The sequence below is a fragment of the Rhizobium sp. AP16 genome, assembly GCF_000281735.1.
GTDB classification, from domain to species: domain Bacteria; phylum Pseudomonadota; class Alphaproteobacteria; order Rhizobiales; family Rhizobiaceae; genus Rhizobium; species Rhizobium rhizogenes.
In genome coordinates, this window is record NZ_AJVM01000084.1 from 42,935 (window position 1) to 55,068 (window position 12,134).

Below are 12,134 nucleotides of genomic sequence, written 5' to 3' on the forward strand. Positions count from 1 at the left end.
CATTGTCATATGTTTGAAACAATTGACGCTATTCCAGGAGAAAGCCGATGTGGCTCAGCAATTTCAAGCTCGTTCTTCCCAATGAGGTGGTCGATCAGGGTTCCATTCGCATCGAGGACGGCGTGATTGCCGAGATCCGCACCGAACAAGTTTCGAATGCGACCTTCGATGGCGGTGGACGGTTGCTGATGCCGGGCTTTGTCGATCTGCATGGCGACATGATCGAGCGCGAGATCGCACCGCGGCCGAATGCCACCATGCCGATCGATTTCGGCATCCACGAACTTGACAAGAAGCTTGCTGCTGCCGGCGTCACCACCGCTTACGCCGCCGTCTCCTTCGCCACGGAAAGCGTCTACGGCCACGTCCGTTCGCTAGAGACCACTTCGGCTGTTATCAAGGGCATCAGCAGCCTGCGTGACCACCTGCTCATCGACCATCGCGTCCACGCCCGCTACGAGATCACCAATATCGGCGCCGCGCCGACGCTGGAGCGGCTGCTGGAGGATGGCGTCGTCGATATGGTGTCGCTGACCGACCACACGCCGGGGCAGGGGCAGTACAACAATATCGAGGCCTATGTCCTCAGCATGTCCGAGCGCCGCTCCATGTCGCGGGAGGCGGCAGAGGACGTGGTCGCTCGCCGCATCGCCATGCGGCAGGATCCGGATATCGAACGCAAGCTACGCGACATTGTCCGCCTGTCCCTGAAGCACAAGCTGTCGCTCGCATCGCATGACGACGACAGCGCCGAGAAGGTGGCCGAGATGCATGATCTCGGCGTCACGATCAGCGAATTCCCTGTGACGCTGCCGGCTGCCGAAGAAGCGCGCCGTCGTGGCCTCTGGACGCTGATGGGTGCGCCGAATGCGCTGCGCGGTCAGTCCATGTCGGGCAATCTGAGCGCCCTTGATGCAGCGAAAGCGGGCCTGCTTGGCATCATCGCCGCCGATTATCATCCTGCCGCCTTCGTGCCGGCGATCTTCAAGATTGCCGAAGTTGCCAGCGGCGCCCTGCCAGCGGCGGTCGCCATGGCAACAGCAAATGCCGCGCGCTCTGCCGGCCTGACGGATCGCGGCGAGATCGCCATCGGCCAGAAAGCCGATCTGGTGGCTGTCGAGCATGGTGCGGTTCATCGCATCCGCGCGACCTTCCGCAACGGCCGCGTCGTCTATAGCGACGGCACGCTGCATCCGCTGATGGCCATGGCTGCCTGAGGGGACGTTCGACTAGATCCGGCTGACGTCGCCAAGCAGGGACAGAATCTGCTGGCCAGCGGCAGCCGGTGCCTTTGCCGTGGTAACGGCCTTGCCGCTTTCCATCCGGACCTTGCCTTCCGCCAGCAGCCGCAGCGACTGAGGATAGAGCTGATGCTCGATCGTCAGCACGCGCGCAGCCAGCGCGTCGGCGGTATCATCGGTCAGCACCGGCACGGCCGCTTGGCCGATCACCGGACCTTCGTCCATGCCTTCGGTGACGAAATGCACGGTGCAGCCGGCGATCCGCTGGCCTGCGTCGATGGCACGCTGATGCGTGTGCAGGCCAGGGAAAAGCGGCAGCAGCGACGGATGAATGTTGATAATCCGGCCTTCGTAGCTCTGGATGAAGCGGCCGGTGAGCAGGCGCATATAGCCGGCAAGGCAGATGATGTCGGGCGAAAGCGCCGAGAGCTGCGCGAGGATGGCCTCCTCATGCGCGTCCTTGCTGGCGAAATCCTTGCGCACGAAGGCGTAGGTGGCAATGCCCTCGGCGGCGGCCTTCGCCAGCCCGCCCGCATCCGCCTTGTCGGAAATGACGGCGACGATTTCGGCCGGATAGTCTGAAGCCGCAGCCGCCTTGACCAGCGCCATCATGTTGGAGCCGCTGCCCGAAATGAAGACGACGACGCGTTTGCGGGCCGAACTCATAGATCTAGCGTACCCTTGTAGACGGTGCCGGCAGCGCCTTCGTCGCGGGCGATCATGCGGCCGAGCGTGACGATGGATTCGCCTTCGGCCTCGAGCGCCGCCTTGACGGTATCGACATTCTCGGCGGCGACGACGGCGATCATGCCGATGCCGCAATTGAAGGTGCGCAGCATTTCCTTGGCCTCGACACCGCCGGTCTTGGCGAGCCACGAGAATACCGGCGGCACCTTGACGGCGGTGAGATCAATCTCCGCGGCGAGGTGCTTCGGCAATACGCGCGGAATGTTTTCCGGAAAGCCGCCGCCGGTGATGTGGGCGAGCGCCTTGATGGCATGGGTCTCACGGATCGCCTTCAGAAGCGGCTTCACATAGATGCGCGTCGGCGTCAGCAGGGCTTCACCGAGCGCCTTGCCTTCTGCGAAGGGAGCAGGCGCATCCCAGGCGAGGCCGGAGAGATCGACGATCTTGCGCACCAGCGAGAAGCCGTTGGAATGAACGCCGGAGGAGGCGAGGCCGAGAATGACGTCACCCTCTGCGATATCGCCGGAGGGAAGAAGCTGGCCGCGTTCGGCCGCACCCACGGCAAAACCGGCAAGGTCATAGTCGCCGTCGGAATACATGCCCGGCATTTCCGCCGTCTCGCCGCCGATCAATGCGCAGCCCGCCTCGCGGCAGCCGGCAGCAATGCCGCCGACGATCGCCGCACCCTGATCGGGGTCGAGCTTGCCGGTGGCGAAATAATCGAGGAAGAACAGTGGCTCTGCGCCCTGGACGACGAGGTCGTTGACGCACATGGCGACGAGGTCGATGCCGACGGTGTCGTGATAGTCGGCGTCGATGGCGATCTTCAGCTTGGTGCCGACGCCGTCATTGGCGGCAACCAGCACCGGATCGGTGAAGCCTGCGGCCTTCAGGTCGAAGAGGCCGCCGAAGCCGCCGATTTCGCCATCGGCGCCAGGACGGCGCGTCGAACGCACGGCGGGTTTGATCTTTTCGACCAGCAGGTTGCCGGCATCGATATCGACGCCCGCGTCGCTATAGGTCAGACCGTTTTTTCCAGACTGGCTCATGCTTACGCCTCCGATGGCCGCCCTTCAATCGCGACAGGGCCTTGATCGGGTCGCCATTGCATGACGTGGGCCTTTATGCAAGGCGCTAACATAGGTAAACCCTCGATTTTCCCCGCTTCACAGTGCCTGAAGGCCGATTTCCGGCCGCAGGCTTGACCATAATTGCGGCGTCATCCTATGTCCTAAGCGAGCGACAGCAGGGCGGCGAGCAGTGGGGACGACGATGAAGCAACAAGTCAGCGGGACGAGCCTCAAGCGTCAGGTCACCTTCTGGGTGGTCGTGCTCGCCATCTTTATCGTCTTTCTCTACCTCTTCAGCTCGATCCTCTTGCCCTTCATCGCCGGCATGGCAGTTGCTTATTTCCTCGATCCGGTTGCCGACCGGCTGGAAAGGATCGGCCTCAGTCGGCTGATGGCGACGGTGGTGATCCTCGTTGCCTTCGTGCTGTTCTTCGCGCTGGCGCTGACGATCGTCATTCCGATCATCATCAATCAGTTCAATGATTTCGTCCAGCACATACCGGGCTATGTGCAGCAGCTGCAGCAGCTCATCGCCAAGACGCAGACGATGGTGCTGCCGGACTGGGTCCGCAACCAGCTCGGCGTCATCAAGGACAATTTCTCCAATATCATGTCGGAAGGGCTGAGCTTCGTCGGCGGTTTGTTCGCGCAGATCTGGAGTTCCGGCAAGGCGCTGGTCAACATCATCTCGCTGATGGTCGTCACTCCCGTGGTCGCTTTCTATATGCTGCTCGACTGGGATCGCATGATTGCCAAGGTCGATGCCTGGGTGCCGCGCGACCAGGTCGCCACCGTCCGCCAGATTGCCACCGAGATCGATCAGTCGATCGCCGGCTTCATCCGTGGCCAAGGCTCGCTCTGCATCATCCTCGGCGTCTATTATGGCGTCGGCCTGTCGCTGGTCGGCCTGAATTTCGGTCTGTTGATCGGGTTCTTCGCCGGCATGATCAGCTTCATCCCCTATGTCGGCTCACTGGTTGGCCTGTTCATCGCGGTCAGTGTCGCGCTGGTGCAGTTCTGGCCGGATTATATCTGGGTCGGCCTCACGCTCGCCGTCTTCTTCACCGGCCAGTTCCTGGAAGGCAATGTGCTTCAGCCGAAGCTGGTCGGCGAAAGCGTCGGCCTGCATCCGGTCTGGCTGATGTTCGCGCTTTTCGCCTTCGGCGCGCTCTTCGGTTTCGTCGGCCTGCTGGTCGCCGTTCCGGCCGCGGCCGCCTGTGGTGTGCTTGTTCGCTTCGCCCTTTCGCGGTACCTTCAGAGCGACCTTTATTATGGACACTCGGAAGCCGACAAGGCGCGCAGAGCCAAGGCCGGCAATCCTGAGAAAAACTAGACATGACCGATGTGAAGAACGCTGATTTGAGGCGCAAGCCCGCCGAACAGCTACCCTTGGCCTTTACCCATGATGCCGCAAGCGGCCGCGACGACCTGCTGGTTGCCGATCCCTTGAGCGCGGCAGTGAGGATCGTCGATTCCTGGCCGCAATGGCCGTCGCCGGTGGTCATTCTCGCTGGACCCGTCGGTTCAGGAAAATCGCATCTCGCCAGCATCTGGTGCGAGAGAAGCGGCGCTGTCCCGATCCATCCGAAAGCGGGCTCGGACGCAGCCGTCATCGCGGCGAATGGGCCGGTCGTCTTCGAGGATGTCGATCGCCTGGGCTTCGACGACACCGAGCTCTTCCACGTCATCAACAGCGTCCGGGAAAACGGCACGGGTCTACTGATGACGAGCAGGCTTTGGCCGATGTCCTGGCCGGTCACGCTGCCCGACCTGCGCTCGCGGCTGAAGGCGGCGACCGTCGTCGAAATCGGCGAGCCGGATGAAGAATTATTGTCGCAGGTGATCGTAAAGCTCTTTGCCGATCGGCAGCTTTATATCGATGACAAACTTGTCCTTTATATCGTCAATCGGATGGAGCGGTCCCTGAATGCCGCGCAGTTGATCGTCGACCGGCTGGACCGGCTGGCGCTTGGCCGCGGCACGAGAATTACACGCATACTGGCCGCTGAAGTCTTGAATGAATTGGGCAATTCCGGCCCGGCAGATTGAGCGGCAGGTGAACTGTCACAGTTCCGTCGTCAAACTGCTATACGTGGCAAGGTCTCAGATGAGGGTAGGTGGAACATGGACTCGGCAGTAACGGAACAGCAGGACGCCAACCAGCAGGCCACGGAGGCCGTGCCGCCGATCAACGAGCTGCTGAGCAGCCCCGAACGCTTCATCAATCGTGAATTTTCCTGGCTGCAGTTCAATCGCCGCGTCCTCGAGGAAACGCTGAACACGGCGCATCCGCTTCTGGAGCGCATCCGCTTCCTCTCCATTTCTGCCGCCAACCTCGATGAATTCTTCATGGTGCGCGTCGCAGGCCTCGAGGGCCAGGTTCGCCAAAAGATCCTGGTGCGTACGCCGGATGGCAAGACGCCCGCCGAACAGCTCGACGATATCCTGCGCGAGATCGACAACCTGCAGATGGAGCAGCAGGCATCGCTTGCCGTGCTGCAACAATATCTCGCCAAGGAAGACATTCTGATCGTCCGCCCGCCGGCTCTGTCCGAGGCCGACCGGGTCTGGCTCGCCAATGAATTCGAACAGGCGATCTTCCCGGTCCTGACGCCGCTCTCCATCGACCCGGCGCATCCGTTCCCGTTCATTCCGAACCTCGGCTTTTCGATTGCGCTGCAGCTGAACAGCATGAACGGCCGCGAGCCGATGACGGCGCTGCTGCGCCTGCCGCCGGCGCTCGACCGTTTCGTCCGCCTGCCGGACGCCAGCAACGTCATCCGCTACATCACGCTCGAAGATGTCGTGAACATCTTCATTCAGCGGCTCTATCCCGGCTATGAGGTACAGGGTTCGGGTACGTTCCGCCTCATCCGCGACAGCGATATCGAAGTCGAGGAAGAAGCCGAAGATCTGGTGCGTTTCTTCGAGACGGCGCTGAAGCGCCGCCGCCGTGGTTCGGTGATCCGCATCGAGACCGACTCGGAGATGCCGCTCGAACTGCGCCAGTTCGTGGTGGAATCGCTGAACGTACCGGAAAACCGCATCGCCGTTCTGCCAGGCCTGCTGGCGCTCAACACCCTGTCCGAGATATGCAAGGCTCCGCGCGACGATCTGCGCTTCGAGCCCTACAATGCGCGATTTCCTGAGCGCGTCCGCGAACATGCCGGCGACTGCTTCGCCGCCATCCGCGAAAAGGACATGGTGGTCCACCATCCTTACGAATCCTTTGACGTGGTGGTCCAGTTCCTGATTCAGGCTGCGCGCGATCCTGATGTTCTGGCGATAAAGCAGACGCTATACCGCACCTCCAATGACAGCCCGATCGTGCGTGCGCTGATCGATGCCGCCGATCTCGGCAAGTCCGTGACCGCGCTGGTCGAGCTCAAGGCTCGTTTCGACGAAGAGGCGAATATCCGCTGGGCGCGAGATCTGGAACGTGCCGGTGTGCAGGTCGTCTTCGGCTTTATCGAACTCAAGACGCATTCGAAGATGTCGATGGTCGTACGCCGCGAGGACGGCAAGCTGCGCACCTATTGCCATCTCGGTACCGGCAACTACCACCCGATCACTGCCAAGATCTATACGGACCTGTCCTACTTCACCTGCGACCCGAAGATCGCCCACGACATGGCGAACATCTTCAACTTTATCACCGGCTATGGCGAGCCGGAGCCGAGCACGAAGATTGCCGTTTCGCCCTATACGCTGCGCCCGCGCATCCTCCAGCACATCGAGGAGGAAATCGAGCACGCCAAGAGCGGCAAGCCGGCGGCGATCTGGATGAAGATGAATTCGCTGGTTGATCCCGACATCATCGATGCGCTTTATCGCGCCAGCAATGCCGGCGTCGAGATTGATCTCGTCATACGCGGCATCTGCTGCTTGCGTCCTCAGGTGCAAGGTCTGTCCGAAAATATCCGCGTCAAGTCGATCATCGGCCGCTTCCTTGAGCACAGCCGCATCTTCTGTTTCGGCAATGGCCATGGCCTGCCGTCGGACAAGGCGCTGGTCTATATCGGCTCGGCCGACATGATGCCGAGAAACCTCGACCGACGTGTCGAAACCCTCGTGCCGCTGACCAACAAGACCGTGCACGAGCAGGTTCTTTCGCAGATCATGCTGGGCAACATCATTGACAATCAGCAGAGCTACGAGATATTGCCGGACGGTACTTCGAGGCGCACGGAGGTGCGTGCGGGGAAAGAGCCGTTCAACGCGCAGCAGTATTTCATGACCAATCCCAGCCTGTCCGGCCGTGGTGAATCGCTGAAATCCAGTGCGCCGAAACTGATCGCCGGGCTATTGTCGGGCCGCAAGAAATAACTGGACCTGCATGGTTGAATCAGAAGCCCAGGGGCGCCTTCCCGGTATAGCCCCGGTCTCCGTTGTCGATATCGGGTCGAACTCCGTTCGTCTTGTCGTCTATGAAGGCCATTCGCGGTCGCCGACCATTCTTTTCAACGAGAAGGTGCTGTGTGGCCTCGGCAAGGGCATAGCCTTGACCGGAAAGATGGATGAGGAGAGCGTAGCACGCGCTCTCGCCGCCCTGCACCGGTTCAAGGCGCTGTCCGACCAGGCGCGCGCATCGACCATCTATGTCCTGGCGACGGCCGCTGCTCGCGAGGCGAGCAACGGTCCGGAATTCATCCACAAGGCCGAGACGATCCTGCAGCGGAAAGTACGCGTGCTGTCGGGCGAGGAAGAGGCGCGTTTTTCGGCGCTCGGCATCGTCAGCGGCTTTTTCCATCCGAACGGTATCGCCGGCGATCTCGGCGGCGGTTCGCTGGAGTTGATCGACATCAAGGACCGGGAGATCGGCAAGGGCATTACCTTGCCGCTCGGCGGCCTGAGATTGTCGGAATATGCCAATGGCTCGATCGAGAAAGCCCGCAGCTTTGCCCGCAAGCATGTGAAGACCGCAAAGCTGCTCGGCCAGGGCGAGGGGCGTACTTTCTACGCGGTCGGCGGCACCTGGCGAAATATCGCTAAGCTGCACATGGAAATCCGCAAATATCCGCTGCACATGATGCAGGGTTATGAAGTGCCTCTCGACGAGATGATGCGCTTCCTCGATCAGATCGGCGAAGCCAAGGAAACTAGGGATCCGGCATTCCTATCGATTTCCAAGCACCGTCGCTCGCTGCTGCCCTTCGGTGCGGTGGCGATGCGGGAAGTGCTGGCGGCCATGAAGCCATCCGTCGTGACATTCTCGGCCCAGGGCGTGCGCGAAGGCTATCTTTATTCGTTGCTGACCGAAGCCGAGCGCAACAGCGATCCGCTGCTGACGGCCGCCGGCGAACTTGCCATTCTGCGTGCCCGCTCGCCGGAGCATGCCCGCGAGCTTGCCGAATGGACCGGCCGGATGATGCCCTTCTTCGGCATCACCGAGACGGAGGAGGAGAGCCGCTATCGCCAGGCCGCGTGCCTGCTTGCCGATATCAGCTGGCGTGCCCATCCCGATTATCGCGGCCTGCAGGCGCTGAACATCATCGCTCACACGTCCTTCGTCGGCATCACCCATGCCGGCCGCGCCTTCATCGCGCTTGCCAATTACTATCGTTTCGAAGGCCTGCACGACGACGGCGCGACCGAGCCCCTGGCAACCATCGCCACGCCTCAGCTCATCGAGCGTGCCAAGCTGCTCGGCGGCCTTTTGCGCGTCGTCTATCTGTTTTCGGCCTCGATGCCGGGCATCGTGCGCAATCTGTCGATCCGTCGCTCGTCGAGCCCGGATCTGGACCTCGAATTCGTCGTCCCGGCCGAATATCACGATTTCGCCGGCGAGCGACTGGATGGGCGCTTGCAGCAGCTCGCAAAGCTGACGAACCGGCGGTTGGCGTTCCGGTTCGAATAGAAAGCCTTCTCCCCGGGGGGAGAAGGCAGGTTTCTTACTTCGCGTTCAGGAAATCACCGACTTCGAGAATGCTGAACTCGTTGTCGTCGGCCTTGTTGACGGCACGACCGGCTGAGAAGGGCAGGTTGTTGTCGTTGCCGATGATGATGTGGGTGGCATCGACACGGTCGACATTTTCGATAGTGACGAACGGCATGTCGTAGAAGCCGTCACCACCGCCCTGGCGGCGCTTGTGGTCCGGATCTTCGATATGCAGCAGGTCAATATAGCCGATCTTGCGCACGGCCTTGCCGACATTGGCGTCGCTGAATTCGATCTTGTAGACGCGCTTCAGTTCGGCCGGCGCCTCGAAGCAATCCGGCTTCGGCTGCTTGGGGTCGGCGCAGGCCTTGTCCTTGGTGCCGGCGCCGTTGTCGCGCTCGATCACCAGGGCGGTCTTGTCGTCCAGCATGTTGAAATCGCCGATCGATACGCCCTTGTCAGCGAACGGATAGAGCCAGCTGCGGCCGGTCCAGCTTTTCGACGCGGTGTCGAATTCGATGACGTGGATGGCGGTGTGGCCGTCGACGCTCTCCATCTGACCGTCGTCCTTGTAGAGTGCGCCTTCCAGCAGGCCATAAAGCTTGGAGCCGTCCTTGGACAAAGCGAGACCTTCGAAGCCGCCGGAGCGCTTCAGGTTGAAGGCCGGCATCTTCAGCGTCGGGTTACCCGGAAGCTGCAGCAGGGCGTTGTCGGGAGACATCACCGGCTTGCCGTCGAGCGTGGTCGGGAACACGTCGGTCAGCTGGCCCGATGTGTCGAATTTCAGAAGATAGGGGCCGAATTCATCGCCGATCCAGAAGCCGTCGGCGACGGGCTGGATCGATTCGATGTCGAAATCGGCGCCCGTCAGATACCGCGTATTCGAGCCTTCAAGAACGATCGGGAAGGGAGCCTTCTTGTTCGGATCGGAGAGGAACAGGTTCTTGACGACGTCCACCTTGCCATTGTCCCAATCGAACTTGAGCTGGTGGAGGAACAGCATGGAGTCGCTGGAATTCTGCTTGGAGCCGAAGCCGTTGTCCGACAGCGTCCAGAAGCTGCCGTCGGGCATCGCCTTGATGCCGGAGAAGCCCTGGATTGGCTGGCCGTCGAAAGGCAGCTTCAGGTCGGTCACACGGGCGCCGTCCTTGCCCGGCACCGTGCCGAGCGCTTCGGTGCGCTTGCGGTCCGGCGTGGTGAACTTGCCGGAGGTCTTCAGGAAGTCGGGTGCATCGGCAGGGGCTGCGACCATGGTATTGGCCGGAAGAATGGCCTGCGCGGCGAGCTTGGCGGGAAACTGCTGCTCATCGGCCTGAACCGAGGCGGCCATCAGAACAAAAAGTGCCGTGAAAGCGAAAAGAATTCGGGTCATCATGTCACCTTGTTGGCTTGGGTTGGCAAGACAACCCCGCTTAACAGGCGAGCTATGTCGGCGAATTAACGCTTGAGTGAAGCTTTGATGACTGTGCACAACTCATGGGCTGTAGCACCGTCGGTGCCCGATGAAGACCTACCTACTGCGCGCCGCTGATGGCCTGCGGCACTACTCGCCTCTGCATATGTAGCGCGATGACGCCGAGCGTCTGGTCGCGACCGCGAACGGCATGGTCGCCGAGATCTTCCTTGACGATCCCATCGGGAAGCTCCAATTGCCTTGCGAGATCGGTCGAGATCAGCACCTGACGCTCCAGTGTCTTGCAGAAGGATTCCAGCCTCGCGGTGGTGTTCACCGTGTCGCCGAAATAGGCGATCTTGTGATGATCGACACCGATTTCGGCGGTGACGATATTGCCGCCATGCAGCGCTGCCCGAAGGCGCGGCACGCGGCCATAGGATTTCAGCCATTTCTCTGCATTCGCTTCGATGTCGGCAAGAATGTCGAAAACGCAGCGCACGCAGCGGGCATCCTTCACGCCGCGTGCGAGCGGCCAGGTGATGATGGCGGCGTCGCCGATATAGTCGTCGATCGCGCCCTTGTGTCGCCGCACCGGCTCTGCGAATGCGCTGAACAGCGAGCCAAGGAATTCCTGCGCCTTGAGGTCGCCATGCTCTTCGGCAAACGCCGTGGAGCCGACAAGGTCGATGAACAGAAACACGCGCTCTTCCTGCACCGGATTGCGATAACGGCCGGTCAACAGGCTGAGGAAGACGTCGCGGCCAAGCAGCTCCCGGACGCGTCCAATGAAGATGACGATGGCGGTCACCGCCACGGCGTAGAGATAGACGTTGATCTGCAGCAGCGTCACGTCGGCCCAGGAGCCATTTATCAGCCCCGCGGATTTCATCAGGCTACCGGCGATCGCAAAACCGGTGGCGATCAGGGCGAAATCGACAATAAGCGCGGAGGCGATGAAGGCTGGCGTGGGCAGGCGATGCATCCAGTGGTTCAGGCGTGGCAGGATCATGCGGCGCTCGAAGGCCAACAGCGGCATGCCGGTGAACACTGCGAAGACTGCGCCGATATACATCGGCGATTCCGGGAAAAACATCTTACCATAGGCAACGCCGCTTCCTGCGACGAAGAGTAGCGTTAGGATCCAGTTACGTATTGAAGGGAACGTTCCCATTCGGTCGGCCCACCCAGAGATGACGCATATTGCCAAAAGCGGAGCGTTTCGGCAAAGACTATGCGTCACCAAACATATGATAACGCCAAGCGTTCATTCCAAGAGATTTACGGCACATTCGTGGTTGCGGCCGGAAAAGAGCGCGCGGCTAGAGGGCGACCGTCTCGACCCGTTTGCCGACGAAGCGCAATGCGACTTGGCCTTGGATGAGCTGCAGCGCCGTCTCGCCGAAGAGATCGCGCCGCCAGCCGGTGAGGGCGGCTACCTCGGCCTTCTCGCCTTCGGCGGCAATCTTGTCGAGGTCTTCACTGTTGGCGATGACCTTTGGGGCGACACCATGCTTTTCGGCGGTGAGCTTCAGCAGAACCTTCAGCAGTTCGGCAGCGGCGGCAGTGCCCTCCGGGGCCTGCTGGTGACGCGGTGCATGCGGCATGTCGGCTTTCGGTAGTGCAAGGGCCTGGTTGATCGCTTCGAGCACGGCGGCACCCGAGGCGGAACGCTCCCAGCCCTTGGGGATGGTGCGCAGGCGGGCGAGCGCTTCCGTGTCCTTCGGCTGCTGCTGGGCGATTTCGTAGATGGCGTCATCCTTCAGCACGCGTGCACGCGGCACGTTGCGGGCGCGTGCCTCGCGTTCGCGCCAGGCGGCGACATATTTCAGCACGGCCAGTTCCTGCGGCTTTCGCAGCCGCAT

At 61.3% G+C, this 12,134-nt stretch carries 10 protein-coding genes; 5 read left to right on the forward strand and 5 right to left on the reverse strand.

Features of this window, described 5'->3' with window-relative positions; translation table 11 throughout:
• The first annotated feature begins 47 nt into the window (after positions 1-47).
• Positions 48-1,217, forward strand: a complete 1,170-nt coding sequence (locus PMI03_RS28835) for an alpha-D-ribose 1-methylphosphonate 5-triphosphate diphosphatase (RefSeq protein ID WP_007702624.1) — start codon at positions 48-50, stop codon at positions 1,215-1,217.
• 12 nt (positions 1,218-1,229) lie between these two features.
• On the opposite strand, the gene purN is transcribed toward PMI03_RS28835, so the two are convergent.
• Both purN and purM read right to left on the reverse strand, forming a co-directional pair.
• Entirely contained in the window at positions 1,230-1,907 is a 678-nt protein-coding gene (gene purN, locus PMI03_RS28840) for a phosphoribosylglycinamide formyltransferase (protein ID WP_007702625.1), read from the reverse strand.
• Positions 1,904-2,977, reverse strand: coding sequence for a phosphoribosylformylglycinamidine cyclo-ligase (gene purM, locus PMI03_RS28845; RefSeq protein WP_007702626.1), 1,074 nt, complete (start codon positions 2,975-2,977; stop codon positions 1,904-1,906). The genes purN and purM overlap by 4 nt, the downstream gene beginning before the upstream one ends.
• A gap of 223 nt (positions 2,978-3,200) precedes the next feature.
• Here purM and PMI03_RS28850 point away from each other — a divergent pair, with 223 nt between their 5' ends.
• The 4 genes from PMI03_RS28850 to ppx all read left to right on the forward strand — a co-directional run bounded on the left by PMI03_RS28850 (position 3,201) and on the right by ppx (position 8,855).
• A complete protein-coding gene (locus tag PMI03_RS28850) occupies positions 3,201-4,331 on the forward strand; it encodes an AI-2E family transporter (RefSeq protein WP_007702627.1) in 1,131 nt (376 codons plus the stop codon).
• Between the two features lie 2 nt (positions 4,332-4,333).
• On the forward strand, positions 4,334-5,047 hold the full coding sequence (gene hdaA / locus PMI03_RS28855; protein WP_007702629.1) for a DnaA regulatory inactivator HdaA: 714 nt from the start codon (positions 4,334-4,336) through the stop codon (positions 5,045-5,047).
• A 75-nt stretch (positions 5,048-5,122) separates the two neighbouring features.
• The gene (locus PMI03_RS28860; RefSeq protein WP_007702632.1) at positions 5,123-7,324 is read left to right on the forward strand and encodes an RNA degradosome polyphosphate kinase; all 2,202 of its coding nucleotides are present in this window, start codon (positions 5,123-5,125) and stop codon (positions 7,322-7,324) included.
• Between the two features lie 10 nt (positions 7,325-7,334).
• Complete coding sequence (gene ppx / locus PMI03_RS28865; RefSeq protein ID WP_007702635.1) at positions 7,335-8,855, forward strand: exopolyphosphatase; 1,521 nt, start codon at positions 7,335-7,337, stop codon at positions 8,853-8,855.
• Positions 8,856-8,889: 34 nt separating this feature from the next.
• Here ppx and PMI03_RS28870 read toward each other — a convergent pair whose 3' ends face one another.
• The 3 genes from PMI03_RS28870 to PMI03_RS28880 form a co-directional block, all read right to left on the reverse strand.
• Positions 8,890-10,248: an esterase-like activity of phytase family protein gene (locus PMI03_RS28870; RefSeq protein ID WP_007702637.1), complete on the reverse strand. Its 1,359-nt coding sequence runs from the start codon at positions 10,246-10,248 to the stop codon at positions 8,890-8,892.
• Between the two features lie 142 nt (positions 10,249-10,390).
• On the reverse strand, positions 10,391-11,443 hold the full coding sequence (locus PMI03_RS28875; RefSeq protein ID WP_007702645.1) for an adenylate/guanylate cyclase domain-containing protein: 1,053 nt from the start codon (positions 11,441-11,443) through the stop codon (positions 10,391-10,393).
• A 148-nt stretch (positions 11,444-11,591) separates the two neighbouring features.
• A partial coding sequence (locus tag PMI03_RS28880) for an HRDC domain-containing protein (protein ID WP_007702654.1) occupies positions 11,592-12,134 on the reverse strand: 543 nt, incomplete at its 5' end.